The organism is Eubacterium sp. (genome assembly GCF_057858645.1).
Genome location: NZ_DBLZZO010000027.1, coordinates 1 through 21,412, shown reverse-complemented (window position 1 = coordinate 21,412; position 21,412 = coordinate 1). Strand labels below are relative to the sequence as shown.

At 31.4% G+C, this 21,412-nt stretch carries 15 protein-coding genes and 1 pseudogene; all 16 read right to left on the bottom strand.

The window, feature by feature from the left end; translation table 11 throughout:
- Positions 1-970: 970 nt before the first annotated feature.
- Complete coding sequence (locus ACZM4J_RS09785) at positions 971-1,120, bottom strand: hypothetical protein (RefSeq protein WP_489486057.1); 150 nt, start codon at positions 1,118-1,120, stop codon at positions 971-973.
- A 55-nt stretch (positions 1,121-1,175) separates the two neighbouring features.
- Complete coding sequence (locus ACZM4J_RS09780) at positions 1,176-1,886, bottom strand: sensor histidine kinase (protein WP_489486056.1); 711 nt, start codon at positions 1,884-1,886, stop codon at positions 1,176-1,178.
- Complete coding sequence (locus ACZM4J_RS09775; protein ID WP_118037533.1) at positions 1,847-2,194, bottom strand: hypothetical protein; 348 nt, start codon at positions 2,192-2,194, stop codon at positions 1,847-1,849. Before ACZM4J_RS09775 ends, ACZM4J_RS09780 begins: the two co-directional genes overlap by 40 nt.
- 125 nt (positions 2,195-2,319) lie before the next feature.
- Positions 2,320-2,502, bottom strand: coding sequence for a winged helix-turn-helix domain-containing protein (locus ACZM4J_RS09770; RefSeq protein ID WP_489486055.1), 183 nt, complete (start codon positions 2,500-2,502; stop codon positions 2,320-2,322).
- A gap of 137 nt (positions 2,503-2,639) precedes the next feature.
- Entirely contained in the window at positions 2,640-2,852 is a 213-nt protein-coding gene (locus ACZM4J_RS09765) for a response regulator transcription factor (protein ID WP_341466444.1), read from the bottom strand.
- Positions 2,853-3,315: 463 nt separating this feature from the next.
- Positions 3,316-3,969 (bottom strand): SpoVG family protein, encoded by a 654-nt coding sequence (locus tag ACZM4J_RS09760; RefSeq protein ID WP_489486054.1) that lies wholly within the window; start codon positions 3,967-3,969, stop codon positions 3,316-3,318.
- On the bottom strand, positions 3,944-10,624 hold the full coding sequence (locus ACZM4J_RS09755) for a helicase-related protein (protein ID WP_489486052.1): 6,681 nt from the start codon (positions 10,622-10,624) through the stop codon (positions 3,944-3,946). The genes ACZM4J_RS09760 and ACZM4J_RS09755 overlap by 26 nt, the downstream gene beginning before the upstream one ends.
- The gene (locus ACZM4J_RS09750) at positions 10,614-11,195 is read right to left on the bottom strand and encodes an MT-A70 family methyltransferase (RefSeq protein ID WP_489486050.1); all 582 of its coding nucleotides are present in this window, start codon (positions 11,193-11,195) and stop codon (positions 10,614-10,616) included. The genes ACZM4J_RS09755 and ACZM4J_RS09750 overlap by 11 nt, the downstream gene beginning before the upstream one ends.
- Position 11,196: 1 nt before the next feature.
- Positions 11,197-11,547, bottom strand: a complete 351-nt coding sequence (locus tag ACZM4J_RS09745) for a hypothetical protein (RefSeq protein ID WP_215715398.1) — start codon at positions 11,545-11,547, stop codon at positions 11,197-11,199.
- 49 nt (positions 11,548-11,596) lie between these two features.
- Positions 11,597-13,267, bottom strand: coding sequence for a C40 family peptidase (locus tag ACZM4J_RS09740; RefSeq protein WP_489486049.1), 1,671 nt, complete (start codon positions 13,265-13,267; stop codon positions 11,597-11,599).
- Between the two features lie 74 nt (positions 13,268-13,341).
- Positions 13,342-15,429, bottom strand: a complete 2,088-nt coding sequence (locus ACZM4J_RS09735; protein ID WP_489486047.1) for a P-loop NTPase fold protein — start codon at positions 15,427-15,429, stop codon at positions 13,342-13,344.
- A gap of 99 nt (positions 15,430-15,528) precedes the next feature.
- Entirely contained in the window at positions 15,529-17,895 is a 2,367-nt protein-coding gene (locus ACZM4J_RS09730; RefSeq protein ID WP_489486046.1) for a VirB4-like conjugal transfer ATPase, CD1110 family, read from the bottom strand.
- A gap of 12 nt (positions 17,896-17,907) precedes the next feature.
- Positions 17,908-18,384 (bottom strand): PrgI family protein, encoded by a 477-nt coding sequence (locus tag ACZM4J_RS09725; protein ID WP_303152017.1) that lies wholly within the window; start codon positions 18,382-18,384, stop codon positions 17,908-17,910.
- A 33-nt stretch (positions 18,385-18,417) separates the two neighbouring features.
- The gene (locus tag ACZM4J_RS09720) at positions 18,418-19,260 is read right to left on the bottom strand and encodes a hypothetical protein (RefSeq protein ID WP_302624171.1); all 843 of its coding nucleotides are present in this window, start codon (positions 19,258-19,260) and stop codon (positions 18,418-18,420) included.
- A gap of 33 nt (positions 19,261-19,293) precedes the next feature.
- Complete coding sequence (locus tag ACZM4J_RS09715) at positions 19,294-19,653, bottom strand: hypothetical protein (RefSeq protein ID WP_478284395.1); 360 nt, start codon at positions 19,651-19,653, stop codon at positions 19,294-19,296.
- Positions 19,654-19,669: 16 nt separating this feature from the next.
- Positions 19,670-21,310: pseudogene (locus ACZM4J_RS09710) on the bottom strand (VirD4-like conjugal transfer protein, CD1115 family); the annotation flags it as partial.
- Positions 21,311-21,412 lie beyond the last annotated feature (102 nt).

Sequence of the window (21,412 nt, the reverse complement as noted above, 5' to 3'; positions counted from 1 at the left end):
TCTGCTTTATTTTCCTAAATTTACTTTATTGATTCTATTTCCGCTTGGCAATATTCTATCTTAAGGATAATAAATGCCAAGGCCACAGACTTCGGTGCTTTTTGCATCCCTGACATTCATTGTCTTTCAGATATCGTGTAATCAAGCAGATTAAGGGTATTTATATTAACTTCAATTGTTCTCTTATGCTAAATATTTTTCTGGTCATCATTCCCGTCATTGTCGCCTATATTGAAATTATATAACTTTTTGATTTGTTTCCGTGTTCTCTCATAAACTCCCGTAATATTATATTTTCAACTGTTATTTCATCTGTTCAGGTACGTTCCATCTGTATATGTTTCCTTTCGTAGTCTTCGCTTCACCCAGTATCTGATTTGATGTTCTGTTGATGTACTTTGTAGGATGACACTTATCTATGCAATACCACCATTAATATCAAAATATATTAGTAAGCATATACCTATTTAGGAGAAAAAAACGAACTACTATTCTTAATACCCAAACTTATTACTCCAATTTGTTTTCCTAATAATACTTTCTCATCTAAATCCGAAATTTCTTCTAACTATAATAAATATTATTTGTTTCCTATTTTTTCTGCGCTAACCTGAAATTTTATCTGGTATAGTTCCAGTAACGCATTATGATAAAATCCAAAACTTGTAGTTTTTCATATCAGTTTGATAATCCGCATTATATATTGCTACAACCGTAAGATTTAAAGTTCCTCCTTTCTTTCCTTTATTGGGATTAAAACACATCGTGAAATTTATTTTTTCTTCATCTTTCTGAATTTTAAAGGAATGATAATAGTCTTTTTTCAAATTTATTTTTTACACTATATTGTTGTGGTTCTCCATCCAAAAATAATAATAATCCTATAGTCTTTCCTTTTCCTACCGCATCTATGGTATAATCAATAGAAAACTCACCACCCACATATTTAAACGGCAAAATATTTCCATCTTTATCTCTCTATTTGTTTTTTAGCCCCATGTCCCATAGACCAACTTGCCGTATTATCATCTTTAAAAACATCTTCTTTTTGTTCTTCTGTATTATTACTTTCCTGACTTTCTACTTCATTAATGTCATATCTATTTCCAAAAGCCGTCATTAAACTCACCAGCATTGCAAATATTAATATAATCATTAAAAATAAAAGTCTATTTTTATATTTTTACACTTAAAATTCTACTAATAGTCAGTCCCATTCCCATATGCCCATCTGACATTTTTGTATAAAATAATACTTTATCCTTATTTTGCAAATTTTCTCTAGTAAATCTTTGTCCATCATCACACACCATGGTAATAAATTTGTTTTTTTCTGTCTTAAATGTGATAATAATCCTGGTATCTGCATATCTAAATGCATTTGCAAATATATTTTCTAAAATTCTACAAAAACACTGCTTATCAAAAACTGCCTTGCACTCTTCTATTTCATTTTTGATTTCTAATTTTAAATTATGATGTTTTGCCAAAACTCTAAAATCATCTACTATCCCTACTACAATTTTCTGTAAATCGTACTCCTTATTCTCAACCTTTAACTCCTCAGGTTGATTTATATTTCTAATAGAATCGGTATATAATTCCATACGCCTTGAGGTATCTGAAAGATTCTCCAATATATAAAGTAATTTCTCCTCTGTTATATTTCCCTTAGGAATATTAACTTTTAAAAAATCAATATACCCTGAAATTATAGCTATAGGTTTTCTCAAGTCATGAGCTACCGATGCTTGAAGTTTCTTTCTGTCTTCCACCATATTCCACAATTCTATTGTATTGTGATAAAGTATTTGTCTCATTTTTCCGAAAGATTCACATAATTCTCCTAATTCATCATCACTATCATAGTAAACGGCGAAATCCAAATTTTCTTTCTATAGAACCACAATCCACACAATCCAACTCCTACTCCCGCAAATAAAACCGGTATTAGAAACATAAATACAAATAATCCTCTACACGCAAGTTTTCTTTTTGGAATCAACATAGTATATTCTGCATTTTCCGGCTTTACTGTAAAACATATATCTTTTATTTCTGATGAACCATCTGAATCAACTAACTTTAATCTTTTTGTTTTTTCTCCGTATGTTATTAGTTGACCATATTCTGTTGTTGTTCCATTAGTATAGTTTTCATCTATTGTCATCCATACACTGTTTGAATCTGGCATTATTTTTTCTGAACAAAATATAATCCTTTAATAGATAATAACGATAATATGAGTGCAATAAATCCTGTCAAGCTCATAGCTTTTACAAAAGATTTTTTAATGATTGTTTATTTTTCTTATTTACTTTATCCATTTGTATCCAATCCCCATACCGTTTCAATATATTCATTTCCTGTTACATTATGTAATTTTGTTCGTATTCTTCGAATATGCTCTTTCACTACATCTGCACATCCATCTGATTCAAATCCCCACACCTCATCATATATATGTTCTTTATCAAATACCTGATTTGCATTTTGTAGCAAAAATTCTATAATATCAAATTCCTTTTTTGGAAATACAATTTCTTCATCTCCAAAAAATACCGTTCTTTGTAAACAGTCAATAAATAATCCATTTGAAGATATTATTCTTGATATATTCTTACCTCTCTCATCCCGTCTTAAATGTGCTTCAACTCCTCCATATTAAATGGCTTTATTATATAATCATCTCCACCAATTCGTAATCCATTAATTTTATCCTGTTCTGTAATCCTTGCAGTGAGAAATATAATTGGGCAAAGAATATGATTTCTTATTTTCTTACACAATTCCAAGCCATTCATTCCTGGCATATTTGTATTAAGTAATATCAGATTTGGTCGAAATTTCAATTTATCTATTGCTTCCTCGCCACTTCCTGCTACATAAACTGTATATCCTAAACTAAAAAATAATCTGAAATCAATTCAGTTAATATTTTTTCATCATCTACAACAAGTGTTTTATATTTCATTAATGTTTTCCTCCTAATAATACAGTCTATCTAATATTGATTCACCTACACATACAGTAAAAAAGTCTATTTTCTGTCAATTTTTTCACATATAAACTCAAGCAATACTGGTTCATCTTTACGTTATTTCACTCTACATTATTATTGCGTCTTTGTAATACTATTATATAAAATTTTCATAGTTGTTTTTTTCAATTAAAAGTTTTATTAAATATACTGTACATTTACCAGAAAACTATTACCAGACTTTAGTTACTTTCTACCAATATTCCTCACAATTAATATTTTCATCTACTTTTTTCATAATATTTAATTTTAATTTTTTATCTTATACTTCTATTCTATCTGAATTTTTCCGTTGTTCTCTGCTCTATATAATTATTTCCGAGTTTTGTCATATCTTTTTGCTTAGTAATATTATACGATTTAATTAACTTCTCATATAACACCTCCCTAAACTCTTTTGTCACTGGAAAGCATATATCCTTATATACCGTCTTTCCATCCTTATCTTTCTGCTTTGTCCTATATGAGGGCATTGCCACAAACACATTATCCTTTCCCTGAATCAGTGTCACGTTATTTATTACAAATTTGTCATCTAAATAAATTCTTGCAAGACCTTTTATATTGCTCCCCTCTCTTTCGTACGGTGTAACTTTTACTGTAAATGGTGGCTCCTCTATCTCATTTTTTTCTGTATTTAGCTCATTATTTTCTTTTCCATCATTCTTATATCCTTCAATTATTGCATCATACAATTCTGTACGGAACTCCTTTGTTATAGGGTTGCATATGTCCTTAAAAACGAAATTATTATGCTCATCCACCTCACTGCTTCTATACCTTGGCATTGATACAAACAGATTTCCATTACTATTTTCAAGAATGGCAATGTTTGTAATTTTAAATGACTTACCAAATACTACTGTTGCAAACCCTCTTAAATTTCCTTCATTTTTTCTTACTTTATTTACTTTTACTGTATACTTCATTTTTTTCTCCTTCTCTGCTATATATTTCTTCTTTTTCTGTTTCTTTTATTTCTTCACCAATATTCTTTTCCAAATCCAACATAGAATTTAATTCTGCCTGACGTTTTAACTTCTCCTTAAGCTCTTCCTCATAAACAAAAGGCTTTTCATATTCTATTTTTGAAGATTCTAAATCTCTTTTATACTGTTCTATCTTCTTTTTTAGAAACTCTTCATTTTCTTCTATGTTATTAAACATATTATCCAGCTTTATCATATTTCCAACAGCACTTGTAGACATTTCTGCCTTATACTCGTTTTTTCCCTGAAGTATTAAGAAATTTATTCCCATATAATTCCTTTCAACCAACAGATTAAATCCTCTGAACTTTCCAATCTCATAAGTATCACCTGCTTTATACTTGCTTATCTCTTCAAGCATGGCTGTCCCTCCATCGTTTCTCTCGGTATACAACATATTACCTATTATTATTGAAAATTCTTCGCTTTTTACACGCTCAGCATTTCTAAGTTCAATGTCCTTTCTCACACATTCAATTTTTTCTTCTGCTGCTTTAATTAATTTAGGAAACTTAATCATAAAATTATCCTGAAAAGTATATCTTTGGCTGTCATAAGATGCTTTCAGTATTTTTAATCGTTGTAATTCATTGTCAACTTCCATTTTTTCTTTTATTAATGGATTTCCTGTAGCAACTGCCTTTATTTCTGCATACGACAATGTTGCCTCATCTATGTCTTCACACGTTCTTGATACAGCCCTGCTCGTCATTATCTGACTAATAAATCTCTGCTTATTCTCTACCAGTGACCATGAATACGCATCAAATGTTTCTTTTGTAACATATCTGTACACTGCTACTTCTTTATTTTCATTTCCTTGTCGTATTCCCCTTCCCTCTCTCTGCTCAATGCTCGACGGTTTCCATGGACAATCTACGTGATGAATTGCCACAATATGTGTTTGTACATTTACTCCCGTGCCACATTTATCTGTAGAACCAATAAGTATTTTCTTCTTTCCTGATCTCATTGACTTAAATAATGTTTCTCTCTGTGCATCTGTTTTTGCATCATGTATAAATGCTATTTCATTTTCAGGTATGTTTCTTTTTATAAGTTCTGTTTTTATGTAATTATATACGTCAAAATCCTTTTCCCCAGGTGTTCCTATATCTGAAAAAATAAGCTGACATCCTATTTTTTCTTCATCTTTTGCTTTTCCATATTCATAAAACACATTATCAATTACCTTATTTAATTTTCCGTCAGGATTATTGGGTGCGTCTTTATCAAGAAGTCTTGCATCCGTTCCAAGCAGTCTTGCTTCGTGTGTTATTTTCAAAAAATTATCTATGCTTGAATCCACTCCACCATTTCTGATAGCCTCCGCTCTCCTAACAAAATCCTCCATTATCTGCCTTACGTACCAATCTGGTTCTGATTCCACAATAATGTATTGACCATCTCTTAATTTAGGAACATTGAGTTCAAGCATGTCCTGTGTTTGCACGTCCGCTACCTGTTTAAATATATTCATTAACTCTGGTAAATTGGTAAATTTATTAAATCTGTTTTTCATTCTAAAGCCACTTCCCTCAACTGTAAGTTCTAATGCTGTTGTTATTTCACCGAAATTGGCTGCCCATGAATCAAAATGATATATTCCCATCTGCTCCAACGTATCTTTTTGAAGGTAACTTTGCATTACATACATCTCACACATAGTATTACTAATTGGGGTTCCTGTTGCAAAAACAATTCCTCTTCCGGGATTTATCTCATTAATATATTGGCATTTTAATTGCATATCTGTTGCTTTTTTTGCTCCCGAACCACTAATTCCCGAAACATTATTTATCTTTGAAAATATTGCCAAATTCTTGTAATTATGAGCTTCATCTACCATAATACTGTCAATACCAAGTTCCTCAAAAGTAATCAAATCATCTTTCCTTTCTTCGTCTGCAAGACTCTTTAATTGTTCTTGAAGCTTTTTCTTCTGTGTTTCCATCTGTTTAACAGTCCAGCGCTCACCATTCTTTTCTTTTGTCTCCTCTATGGCATATGCTATCTGCTCTATTTGTTCATTAAGCATTCTTTCCTTTCTCGCTGCTGAAATTGGGATTTTTTCAAACTGCGAGTGAGACATTATTATGCAATCATAATCTCCCGTTGCAATTCTTGATATAAACTGTTGTCTCCTACTCTTTTCAAAATCACGTTCGGTTGTTACTAGAATGTTTGCAGATGGGTATAATCTCAAGAATTCAGATGCTGTTTGATTTATTAATGCTTTTGGAACTACCATTACTGTTTTATTTGCAAGACCAAGTCTTTTTTGTTCCATACATGCTGCCATCATCTCAAATGATTTTCCTGCTCCCACACAATGGGCAAGTAATGTATTACCTCCAAGTAGAATTCTTGCTACCGCATTTTTCTGATGAGGTCGCAACTCTATTTCAGGGTTCATTCCTGGAAATGAAAGTACCGAGCCATCGTATTCACGAAGTCTTATATTGTTAAATGTTTCATTGTAATAATCAACATACTTCTTTCGTCTAACCGGATCCGCAAATATCCATTCTCTAAATTTTTCCTTAATAAGATTCTGCTTTTCTCTTGCAAGCATTGTTTCGTTTCTATTAATCACGTAATGATATTTTCCATCTCCATCATCGATTTTGTCTCTTACTGTTACGGTTTTTAGGTTAAGTGATGCTTCAAAAATAGAATAAGCATCCATGCGGCTTGTTCCATATGTTTTGGAAGCTGCCACAGAATGCTTATCCTTTGATTTATTTTCTATAAACCATTCCATGCTATATTTATTTAGATGAACAATAATACCTGATGAATACTTTCCGCTTCTTATTGCCCTTACTCTTTGTGGTGTTCCAAGCAATTCATAAATAAATTGCTCATAGTCCTGTTCATCAATCCATGTTGTTCCTATCCTTATATCAATCTCCGAAGCATCAAGGTCTATTGGTTGGACTTTTTTTAATTCTTCCACGTTTATTTGAAATAATTCCGGCTGTTCCTTTGCAAATCTTTCTGCTATTACAAGTTTACTTCTAACATTTCCAGACAAATATTCATCTGACGTTTCCCATCCTCCATCCGGATTTTTTTCATCATACTGCGTTGGATTCAAAAATATAATTCCTTTAAGTTCTTCAATTAATTTTTGTCTTTTAGTTTTACCACTCTCCACATTTTTTCCTACTTCTCCACTTATATCAGGTATGTATATGCTCAAAATAAATGGAATGTTTACTTTTCCATATTCATTTATCGAAATATTCAATGCCTCAATTGCTGTCTCAACTCTGTTTATTGTTAATTCCGGTTTGATAGTCTGTTTATAAAACATATCAGCCTTAGTAACATAACCATTTTCATCCACATTTTCAAGAGAGCACAACAAAGGATAGTCTGCATCATCACGGAATGCTCTGTCATTTGCCCTTGAAGTAATTCTTCCATACTTATCTACAAATGTATCATAACTATTATTTAATTCTCTTTGAGCATTTTTTAATTCTTCTTCACTACATCCTTCCGACTGTATTTCAATAATATGTCTTGTTATACTTCGTATTTCGTTAAGAGCTTTAATTCTATCTATTGTTAGTTTTGAATATTCTTTTAAATACATTTTTGAATTTTGTCTGAAATAGAGTTTGCCATCCATAAAGGAATATGTATAATTTCTAACATCCGAATTTGCAATAATTACTTCATCATTCTTCTCTGTTTCCTCTATTTCAAAATTTGATATTGAAGTATTAACATTATTTAGTGCATTGCTAAGGCTTTCGTACATATTAAAATTTTCATCATTATTTACACAAACGGTATACTGACTTTCAACTCCATATCTTCCTGTATCATATTCCATTTTTCCTAATACCATTTCAGGATGTTCGACAAAATATGAATTAATCGGTATACCGTCTTTTGTATAACCAAGATGCACCCAGTCAGGTTCTATATCTATTTGCCTTTCCCTTTTTTTCAGGAAAAGAATGTCTGATGTAACCTCTGTTCCTGCATTGTTTTTAAATGCATTATTGGGAAGTCTTACAGCACCCACAAGTTCTGCCCTTTGTGCAATATATTTTCTTACATTTGGATTAGCTTTGTCCATAGTTCCTTTTGTTGTTATTAAAGCTGCTATTCCTCCCGGTCTTATCTTATCGAGTGTTTTTGCAATAAAATAGTCATGGACCCGAAAATTAAGTTTATTATATTTTGCATCATATATTTTGTAATCTCCAAACGGTACATTTCCTATAGCAATATCAAAAAAATTGTCATTAAAATTCGTTTCCTCAAATCCTGATATTGTAATATTAGCAGTTTGATAAAGCTGTTTGGCTATTCTTCCCGTAACTTCATCTATTTCCACACCATATAGTTTACATTCGTTCATTGAAGCAGGCATACTTCCAAAGAAATTACCGATTCCCATTGATGGTTCAAGAATGCTTCCTTTAGATATTCCCAAATTTGAAATTTTCTGATTTATGCACATTGCAATCTCGGGAGAAGTATAAAAAGCATTATTTACACTTGCTCTAGCATTGTCATATTCGGAATGTGTCAACAATTCTTTTATTTCTCTATATTCATCCCTCCATAAGTTATTTTTTTCATCAAATGCTTCCGATAATCCTCCCCATCCTGCATATCGCGAAAGTATTTTCTGCTCTTCCATATTTGCAATTCTTCCTTCTTTCTCAATTCTTTTTAGTGTTTTTATTGCTTCCACGTTCCATTTGTATCTTGTTTTTGCACCTCCCTTTTCTATTTCCCATAAATTATAATGATAATTGTTTTTTAATAATACATCGTTTTTATTGGAATCATCTTTCTTTGATTTTTCCATATCCGCTATTGGTTTTTTTTCCATTTCAAAAACCTCATCGGGAATGTCATAATCTCCTATTATCTCTTCCTCATTGATTTTTTCATAATAAATTCCTTTATTTATAAGAATTCCAATTTCTTCTTCTACAGATTTCCAACTTAAATATCCTTCTTTTTCCCCTTCTATATCTCTCCACTGAAATCTTATACCCTGTGGTTTAAATGTATCATATCCATGTAGTCCATAATTCTCTATTGGCCAACCGGCTCCACCAAGACCATATTCCTTTTTAATTAATTTTTCACGTTCCGATGCCTTTGCAACATTTTTATAAATGTTATATACTCTTTCCTTGCCCCCTGCAAAACCTGTTCCTTTTAACAATACTGTAACTATATATTCATGTGGTACAATCCTTGCATTTTTAGGATTTAAGTATGTATATTTCTCTTTTTTCCCACTTGGTAAATTCTTTACCCTTTTTTCATCTGATATTCCTATTTCTTTTGTATTTTCATCAAAGAAAAAGGAAGCCTGTTCAAAACCTGCTTCCTCTCCTATTCCTAATGAATCAATTTCTTCTAATTCTCTTTCTATTTCTTCATCAATAGATGTATTCTCTTCCGTTCCAGATACACTCTCTAATGAAATCTGTACACTATCCGCTTCAGAACTACTTCTTCCGCCATCATTTTTGCCTGCTCCCTTTTCTTCCACATTTCCATTGTTGAAGATGGCTCCTTCGGCTTGTGTATTTTTAGATAATTCCTCATTAATGTTTCCAATAAATTGTTGGCTTCCTCGTCCACTTCCTTCATCTTTTCGCCTAATCTCCCTAAACGATAAAGTGTGTTGTACCTGTTTCTCTCGTTGTCTTTCAGGTATTCTGCTGCCATCATCCCGTATTTTCCCACCTGCGTCAAATCTTCTTTCTGAATTTCCGGCAGTTTTAGGTTGGGATACAACATTCCATCTGCTTTCTTGTGGTACATTAGTCTCATTTCTTCCATTTGTGACTCTCCTTTCATTTTCAATATGTCTTACTCTGTAATTAAACTCTTTAAGAACACTACAGGATACGTCACATACAAGGGAACCAAAACGGTATATATTATCTTCGCCAGATATATTTATTACAAAATTCATATCTTGTTCTTCAGAAGACATGTTAAATCCACATCTTGTTCCTACTGCATAGAAAACACTTTTATATAACATTTCCTCTACTGTAGGCCCCTGCGTTTTATTATCTCTATCTTTAATCACACCACCTGTAATCTGATTAAGTTCTGAAATCATAGCCTCTGATTTCTCCCTTATTATAGATCGTACATTTATCTTTGTATAGTTCTTTAAGAGCTTTTGTAAATTATTTTTTTCATTACTTATATATGGTTGAATTTTTCCCTCGTCAATCAGTTTATCTACCATAATTTTTAAATTATAATCATTTAAATTCCATATGAGATTAACATTTCTTCCTGCTGTATCAGATATATCGAACACATATCGCATATGTGGTTTCAAAACTTTCGATGGAAAAATTGCAATTCCCTTACTTCCTCTTTTTACATATCTTCCTACCTTTTTCCATGAATCATAATCTCCCACAAGAGTTGCGTTTGGTCGCTGTGCATACATCATTAAAATATTATCAAATTCATATCTGTATAATCTTCCTGTTAATTCTAAAAATTTTTTCCATTTATCTGAATCTGATACAATATCCTTAATATATTCATCGTAAAGTCTCTGTACCTTGTAATCAGCACTCATTATTTTCTATAACCTCCCTGAACGCTTCTCTTATGTCCTTTCCATCAATTTCATCTCCTAAGCTATCCCATCCTTTTACTTTATCTCTTGCAAATAGTTCAACACGTGGTAATTCGCCACACAATTCAACTATACGTTCCCTTATTTCTGCGGGTTTCTTACTATGTTCCATTATTCTTGCATCACATATCTGCAGCACTGACTTTGATACACGTTTAGGCTGTCCTTTTGTTCCTATCAGACATACCTCCGAATTTGAACGTGTCCAAAATCCCAGTCCCATAAAATACGTGTTCTTTTTCTTATTTCTTTTCACCCAATTGAAGCCACACGTCTTATATTTAAATCCCCATCTTTCCATTACTTCTATTCCTTCTTTTAGGCATGGAAATGTTATCCATAAAAATAAAATACAATCCTTATCGGCGATTTTATCGACTGGAAGAGCCATTATATCTTTAATATTCATTGTGTGATAATGATTCTCCGCACTTCTTCCCTGACCTTTTTGGGAGTAAACTCTATATTGCCATGGTGGATCTGCATATATAATTTTGTACTTTTTTCCCACTTTAGTCACCTTCTTTCAATTTCACCAAACTTGTGTATTTTTCATACTCATCTTTATCTAAATTTAGCGTGACAAAATCTGTCTCCTTTTTTATTTCCACCAGCAGTTTCTTAATAATTCTTAACATAATAAAGTTATCTTTTGACATTTTAATGCTTTCCGTAAACATGATATTTTGATTATTGTCAATACCATCCTGCTGCCTTACTATGTTTAACATTACTTTTCTTTTTAGTTCATTTGCTTCGTCCTTAGTTAACACAACTTTTTCTGTCTCTGAACCACTGTTTTCCCATTCCTTATGAAGCTCTCCAATTAAAAACTCCATATATCTTAAATACATTTCTTTCATTTTTCCTCCAATCAAAAAAGAGCAGATAAAACTCTACTCCTCTTTTAAATTATTTTTTATTTTTGTCAGGTCTTCCAATCATAACCAGCGAACCATTATGATAATCCTGTAATACTACTCCTGTTGCCTCATCAACTGCTTCCACCATTTTACCCTTTCCTACATATATTCCCACGTGACTGATATTTTTATATCTTCCGTTATTTGAATAACTGTAAAAAATTAGGTCTCCCGGCTTTAAATCTGTTTCTTTTACAACACACCCATTATCATTGCACCATTTTGCTTCGGCTGCTGCTGTATTTGCCCCATCACACATTACCGATATTCCGGCACTTTTCCAAGCATAATATGCTAATGATGAGCAATCAAAATGTGTTCCTGAATTTCTAAGTGGCTGGCTATATGGATATCCTACTTTTGATAACACAAATGAGCAAACTGTATTTGCATTGATATCAGTTACTCCATTTAATATTTCGTTAATTTCTTCCTGTGATAATGAGGACTTCTTATTTCCACCATTTACTGTTCCTGAATTTCCATTATTATATCCTAATGCCAACATTGCATCCGAACTCATAAGTGAATTCAACAGTTCTATTTCATTTTCGTTCATACTATATTCTGTTTCCATCTGATAATATGTTTTCAGACTTACATTAACGTATAAAACTTTTTTCTTTTCCTTCTTTCCCTTGTCATTTTTAATCTTTTCTTCATTTATGGAAGTTGTGTATGTACACATATCGTCAAATACTGTTTTTAACTCTGTCTTTGCATTTTCATTCATTACTGTTGCCGTGTTTCCAATTCCATATTTAACCATATAAACACTCATTACATCATAATAATTTGATGGTGTATTTGATGTTCCCTCATAATCTTTATACACTATCTTTCCAATATCACACTCTTTATGTTCCGATACTAACGTATTTATTTCTCTGTTAAATTCTGCTACATACTGACTGGTGACTGTCATTATTGTATCTCCATTTTCAAGTGGTGGAAAAAATATTGAAAATGGTGAATTATATATAAGTGCAATTACAAGAGCTATTATTATGGCTGCAATGCATACAATCATAAGAAGAACTAAAGCAAATGGTAATAAACACATTCCTGCTTTTATTAATATATTTTTTACGCTATCCAATGTTTTCACGTTTGCACTTGTATCTGATTTATTGTTTTTCAATTTGCTTAACACATAATTTAATTTTTGTTTTTTTACTTTGTCCGAACCGACATCCTTAGTTCTTTTTACATTTTCCTTACTTCTCTGTTCAAATTTTCTGTAATCTGATTTTACACTTTTATCTTTGCGGTGTACCGTTTTATTCTTTTCTTTTTTTTGCAAGTTGTTTGAATCTTTACTATGCAATTGTTTCTTTTTACTTCTGTTCTTTCCTCTTACACTTTTTATGTGCTCTTCCTTTATATGTTTTTGTTTTACCTGTTCTTTTATATTTTTACGTGTAATTTTTGCCACCTTGGTAAAAGGTTTTGTAATAACTGATGCCGTTACTAATGCTTCTCTTATCTCTTTACCACCATCTAACTGTTCTACAGACTCCAACATCTTTTTTTGTGCAATTACTTTTCCACCACTTTTTAATATACTCTTTTTATCCTTTATAACTTTTCTTTTGTCAGTATCATTTCTGTTAAAATTTGGCATATCACGACTATATATGCTCCTTCTTTTTCTCTCCATTTTCCCTCCTGACGTAAATAAAGCCAATACAAAGCACTTAAGCTTTGTATTGGCTTTCTGACGGCATAATTCTGTTATCTTTTTACTAATTTTACATACTTATTTAAATCTGTTTGTAACCTAACTAATGCCATTTCTTTTGTTCTACTTTTTTCTCTATTAAGTTTATTCTTATTTTCTGAAATATACTCGCATAAATCCTTTATCACTTCATAGTCTGCTGAAAATATATCACTTAAATTATAAAATGAATATACACTGCTTAATGCAGACGAAAAATAATGTATTTCCAAAGCCGTTGCTGTAAAAAATTTATCTTTTATTTTTTCATAATCAAATAGCGAAATAAATTTCCCATAATTTACAAAATTTGATTTATTATCTCTACAATATATTTCTAATTGTTCATTCCAACTCATATCAGATAATTTTATACCTTTTTCATCTGATATTATTGAATCGACCTCAGCCTCCTCAATTTTTTTCATTAATGGTTCCGTAAATTTCATATATTCAAATGCAAATTGCTTATCTTCTGATAATACTCCAAGCATTTGAGGGGTTAATTTGTATTTTTTGTTTTCTACATCTTTAACCATATCGTCTATAAATTCGTCTATATTAAATTTTTCCCACTCTTCATAATAATGATTTTGATGCTGTTCTTCATTTTTCTTCATTTCTACAAACATATTAGTTTGCGTTGAATCATATATTTTTCCCGTCGATTCTTTTTCCTTATCAGCATTTAATCCAAAATCAGGATTATTAATACACATTAATATACTTATTATTGACTTGTATTCTTGAGGATAATATTCACCCCCTTTCAGTTCTTCTCGCATTTTGTCAACAAGTTCTTTTACTTCCTCGTCTGGCATTAAATACCAATCATATAAACTGTTAAGTGCTAACGCTTTATGCTCTTCATCCTTCATAAGCTTCTCTTTCAACAATTTTTTTTCATCAATCCGATTTTGTACATCTTCTAAAGCAATTTCACAATCAACACATTGTGTTTTCCAATATTCGTCTATAAATGCATAACCATATATTTTAAATTTGTTAGTTGAGAATATTCCATCATTAATACAACCATATCTTATATCTTTTGACCAAACATATCCGTCTATTCCCTTTGCTCTCTGTATAGCCGTATATACTATATATATAATAATGTTTTTTAACTCTTCCGAGAACAATTTCTCTCTAGAAATATTTCCCTTATCCAATGCAACATAAATCTCTTCAATGGCTAGGCATGCAGAAATCAAAGTTCTCAAGTTTTGATGTTTTTCTTTTCTTAATAAACAGATAATTTCTTCTTTATTTTCTATAATTATTTTTTTTACATTATCTTCTTTTACACAATCAGCTATGACATCCTCAAATACCTCTTCCAATGGTATATTATATGGTATTGTTAACCCTATTAACTTTTCCTTTGTTTTTTCGTATGTAGTCTTACCTTCAAAATAATAATCCACTATCTTTCTTAGCTCTTCTCTATTTATTTCATCACTTTCTTGCTTCTTCTCTACAAATTCTTTAATATCCAGTCTACTATTTAAGGCTATACTAAATTTTAATGTCTGACTAATATCATCATCAACTTTATTTATTTCATTCTCATTGGCAACCAAAATGATTTTATATTCATTATTTTCACACAAATTATTAAGAAATCCCATTAATTCGATAATATTTATTTGGCATCTTTCTATATCATCAAAAATCAATACTAATCTTTTATTAGTACCTTTCTTTTTTTCAAATATTGCTTTGATTTCTTCGCTAACAGTTCCCTCCATATTAAATTTATTATCAATAAATCTAATACCACTTTTTCCACATAAGCTAATTACTTTTGCTAATCCATCTCCAAAATATCCCACTTTTTGTGTTTTATCTTTAATTACTTTCTGCATCAACTTCATATAAATTATATCTTGGATTTGTTCAATCTTGGCTATTCCATATAATGATATTGAAAATACCTGAATTCCTTCCTGTTCTAATCCAGGTATTAATTTCTCGTTAACAAAAAATGTCTTTCCACACCCCCATTCACCGTTTAAAAGAATAGCTTGCTTTTTTCTTTCATCACTTACGTATTTTAGTATTACGTCTTTAATTTCTTCATTTGAAAGTACCTTAGCCATAATTTCCTCCTATACATTTTTCCAAATACTATCAACTTTTATTTCTAATTTTATCATATACATTAAAACTTTAAAATATATACCTATTATGACTTTACTCTACTTTTTTTGATCAATTTTCTCATGTATATTTGTATTATATAATCTATACAATTCTGTATCTTTTCCAATTGTATTATCAAATGGAATAATTACATTTCCACATTTTATCAATCCCATTCCTGACGGAGCGTTACTTACAAATTCCAATTGTGATTCTGAAACACCTACAACTTCTGCTATTTTTTCTGCATCTGTATTTGCCTGTTTTAAAATTGCTACAAACTCACTGTTTGCAAGCATTGTAGTCACTGTATAATTCTGTAAAAGGTCAACTACGTTCTGTGTTATTCCTGTACATAATCCACCCTGTTTTCTTACTTTCTTCCATAGCTGCTGTAAATACTTTGCACTATATTCTGAATTAAGCAACACATGGATTTCATCTATATACAACCATGTTGCTCTGCCCTTTTCTCCGTTCTCTACGATTCTTTGCTGAATTGCTTCCATCATAATAAGCATTGATATAGGTGCTAAATCCTGACCTAAATCTCTAATTCCATATACTGTAAATCTGTTATTCATGTCCACATTTGTCTGATTATTAAAAATATTAAGAGAACCTTTTACAAATATTTCAAGTGATAATGCAATATCCTTAGCTATTTTCTTTTCATCAGCATCAGTTTGATTTAATAATCTTTCATAGAAGTCAGACATAACCGGTATATACTTTTCTCTGCTCCTTGCTATATCCAAATACATATCTGTAAGACACCTATCAATTATGGAACGCTGCTGTGGGGTAAGTGGCTTATTTAAACATTGCTCACACAATCCAAACATAAAAGAACATTTTTCTCTAATCCATCCCTTTGAATCTCTTGCATCAAGGTTCCATACATCCATATCCAAAGGATTAACAAAATTATTTGTATATGTAGACAGGTTAACAATGGTTCCGCCATAAGTCTTTGCAATATCAAAATATTCGTGCATCGGATCAATTACGATAACATCATCCTCACCCTTTAAGAAAACACTTCCCATTTCCATCTTACTGAAAAATGATTTTCCAGAACCCGGAACACCAAAAACAAATCCGTTACCATTTATTAATTTTTTTCTGTTTCCTACATTTATATTTTTAGATACCTGATTAATGCCATAATAATTGCCACCATCATCCTTGAGTTCCTGCACACTAAAAGGAACAAGACCCGCTAATGAATTTGTCAACATTGTTCTCATTGTTTCAACCTGTCTTACACCAATTGGAAGAACAGTGTTTAATGCTTCTCTTTGCATAAACTGATGGGTATCTATTGTAACTCCATTGCTTTTTCCTATTGTCACAATTGTTTCACACGCACTGTCCAATTCTTCTTTTGTTTCTGCCATTACAACCATATTTACTGATGTATAAAACATACTCTCATCATTTTCTCTAACATTAGTCATCATATCCTCAATGTCCTTTTTTTCCATTCTTTTCGAATATGATATTTCTGTTGAGAAATCATTGTTTTTATTTCTCACTCTTTGCTGTTTAATAATATCCGATTCAACACCAAGATATTTTTTCTGTAATAATTTGATTGTCATATCCTTTGGAATTGGCACAACATCTATGCTTGTAATCATATGAACAGGAAGCATTGTTATTGTATTAAGAAGTTCCTCCGAAAGACTTTTAGGATATTTTTTAAAAAACAAAGCCCTACAAGCCTTATTTTCATCCTCAAAATAATCCTGATAAAACTTTATCATACCGTTACATAAATCATTTCTAAAATCTCTTCCTACATGCTTTGCTTCTCTTATATTGAAATCAAATTCGTCTTCCTTTCCTAAGTTATAAAAATCGTGTAGTACTCGCAATCTTTCATTTCCACTTAATGAAGTTATTCCTGTTCCAAGTTCATTAAATGCCTTCTTAACATTTACTTCTATTGTTGCAAACTGAGCTTTTGCTTCTTCAAAATTTTTTCTCTCCACTGTAATTGTTAAATATTTTTCCTGTTCAATTCCCTGTCTCCCTTCTTTTATTTTTTCCTCAATTATATTGTTATAAATTTTTCTAAATCTATCAAATCCATCATCTAAATATGGAAGTAATATATATCTTCTTAAATCTTCCATATCCTTATTCTTATTATTGATTGTTATCTTAAATGAACAATCAAGTGAATTTAAAAATTTACAATATCTTTGAAGTATTTCCTCCTGTTCTTCATAAGTTGCTGTTGTATAATTTATGTCCATAAACTTATATGTTTTTGAATACTTATTTTCCTGTATTCTAAATATTCCATTTTCAGATACTTCCATTATTTCTATAGTTTCCTGTATGGATTTAGGACTTTTATAAATCGGTTCCGACGCTTTTTTTAATTCCTTAAATCCATCTGAAAATAACCCCATTTAATTTCCTCCTTATAAATATTTACAGCCATAGGCAATACCTATGGCTGTAAGTACAAATACAATACTAATTACTAGTATTCTTATCATTCTTTGTTTCGTTTTTTTAATATTTATATCTTCATTATTTTTTGATTTCTGATTTTCTTCCTCCATAACGTCTGCTATGTCTTTTAACTCTTTCACGTTTTCTGTTGATTTATAAACCAACGGTTTAACCTTAAACATAAATTTAATTCTTTTCTTCATCATTTGCATAAAACTCATTCCGTTAAAAGAATAAAATCCACTTAGTGCTATTGGTGCAACAATCGGTATTGCAATGTATGCTGATAGTGTAAAGCCAACTTTTTTATATGTAAGAACAACAATTGTCCCACCTACTAAAATACTTAATACTGAAGCAATCAATTGCTTTGCTGTAAGTCCAAGAACAACTGATTCCTTAAATTTATCTATATCTCTGTTTATTTCAACTGACACATTCATCACCTGCCTTTATCTTAATATCATTATGTCCTACTACAATCCTAACGCCTTACTTGTTAATCCCTGTGCACCCTTTACTGTTCCAACTGTCAAAGCTATAGTAAATGTCATTTCACACAAATAAATAAGAGTCTGTGTCCAATCTGCATACTCTCCCGTAAACGACGGAAGCCCTGAACTTATCAATGCATTACATACAATGATTGCAAGCGCCATTGTTACTGCTTCAAACACAATTGACGAAAAATATCTTACATATGTGGTAGCCGTATGACTTACCATTCTATTCCCACTTATTGTTGAAAGTGCAATTGCTCCAAACGGAACAATGATAAGTATTTTTAAAAATCTGAAATACACTGTATATATAAGAAAAAATCCACAGATAATAATGACTATTGATAGTATTGACGTAAGAATTAACATAACCAGACTTGCCCCAAATCCAAGATTTTTAATAATCTCCGCCTGTGTACTGTCTATGGTAAGCTTAACCATTTTTCCTGCACTTAATAGTTTTACAAGATTTCCCACCGAAGTAAAAAATGCCTTCATTATGGTTACATTGTTTGCAACAAGCCATTCTGCTATTCCTATTCTCATAAGCATTCTTAATATTACTTCAAATCTCATGTCTTCTTTCACATCCACACTTTCAGAACAAAAGCCTATAACAAAAAACAAGACAACTAAAGATGAACCTACTCCAACAAAGATAGGTTCAATACTTTGAACTACACCCCAAGGTCCTCCATCTTTAAATGACTCAGGAGATTGTCCTAAAAGTGCAAACACAAGTGATATTTGATTATTCCAAAATCCAAATACCATCTCCAGTAAATCCAGAATCTGTTGTCCTAGTTTAAATATATCCAAATATCATCACCTCTTTTCTTCCATGATTTAAGACTAAAATCCAAGGATTCCAAGAACTGATGATATACCTGCCATCATTACTCCAGCCACTATTCCTTTTAATGCTGAATTCATTGTGGATGAATCCTGTTGCTGATAAGCCTGGGCAAACTCCATTACATTTTTAGCAAGAATAATTACACCAATTGCTCCAATAATTGCAATAACCAGCGTTTTCAGATTATCAAGAGGTTTTGTAACAGAACTTGTATCTGCTGCCATTACTCTTGTACATAACATTTCCATCATTGCTACCGAACCTGATAAAACAGGAAATAATTCTTTTTTTATTTTTTTACCAATACCTTTCATATCTTTTTGTCTCCTCACTTCTTCCAATAAATTTCTCGTCATAGTTTCTCCTATCTTCTTAACTTCCATATTTTTGTCTTTCCTTCCTCATTTTTTCCACAGAAACATCTGGGTAAAAATAATTTAATATCACATTAACAGGAACACCTTCCCTCATTTCCTTCTTCACTTCATCGCACTGTTCTTTTGAGAACTTCCAAAAAATCATTCGATTTGTAACTGTATCCTCCTTTAATTTTTTCAACCTTTTAATTTCATTTGTGTCATTAGCGCTTTCCATATCTTCCTGATATTCAAGCTCTCCTAATATTTCCATATCTACTTTTGAATTTTCTTTTTGAGGTTCAATCTTTTTTAACCTTTTTATCACTGTTTCATTTTTTAGAAGCATAAATTCCGCCATTGTAAGCTTGTCTATGTACACGTTTTTTCCTTTCTCTTTTAATCTTTCATAGTACTCCAATGACTTTCTATTTAATATTTCAAAGGGAGGTCCGATAATAACCGAATCCTCCCTTGGTATATGTTCATATGATTTTCCTTTTCCATCTGCCGTCTGATTAAATGCCGGATGAGTAAATGGATTGAACTTATTATCTACAATAGGATCAAAACCTCTTATGAATATTAGACATTTTTTATTATCAAATTTTCTCGCTTCGTCAGGTGTCATAAGTTCTCTACCAAGTACATCATAATTTCTTGAGCTGCTTCCCTGTCGTCCTCTTGTTTCTCCACTTGATTTTTTTTCAATTGTCCCTTTTCCCAATAATTCTGATATATATTTATGGGTACTTTGTTCATTTCCACCTAAATAAATAAGTGTGTCACAGTTACCGGGTATTGTTTCCCATGTATCCTTGAACAATGCTTTTATCTGTGCCAAATTCTGAATAATTATTACCGAACTTATTTCCCTGCTTCGCATTGTTGATAAAAGTGAACAAAAATCATCCGGAAGTGCAACATTTGAAAATTCATCAAGCATAAACGTAACATGTATCGGCAATCTGCCACCAAAATTAAAATCAGCCTGATAATAAAGTTCCTGAAATATCTGCGTGTATAGCATCCCAATTATAAAGTTATAAGACTTATCAGAATCAGGTATTACACAAAACAATGCAGTTTTTGTTTCACAATCTCCATTTGCACCTATTCCTATGTCCGCAAGATTCAATTCGTCTTTGGACAAAATTCTAAGTATTTTTTTATTCTCCAAAAAAGCCAGTCTTGAATTTGCACTTATTATAATTGAACGTACCGTATCTCCTGCTCCTCTCATACATTTTTTATACTGTTTTACTGCTGGATGATTTACTCCCAACGGACTTGTTTCTTCCAATGCACTCATTATGATATCAAGTTGTGATGGTTTTCCTTTTTCTTTTACTTCAGCCTTTCCCATCAACTTAAGTACTGTTTCAAAATTTCTCCTTTTAGGTGGAACTTCTAACCACACATAATAAAATAACGCCTGTAGAAACATTCCTTCTGCTTTTTCCCAAAATGGATCAGCAGGATTAGCTCCTTTAGGCGTTGTATTTGCAATTAAATTTGTAATTAGTTTAATGACATCTGTTTCTTCTCTTATATATGAAAACGGATTATAGCAATCGGACTTTGCCATATCTATAAGATTAATTACCTTTACGTTATATCCATTATTTTTTAACATTTCTCCTGTACTTCTTAAAATTTATAGCAATAGGTAAGGATTTGATATTATCTCCACCTTTTCCCCTGCTCTACACCGTACGTGAGACTTTCGCCTCATACGGCGTGCCATCATACATTTGCA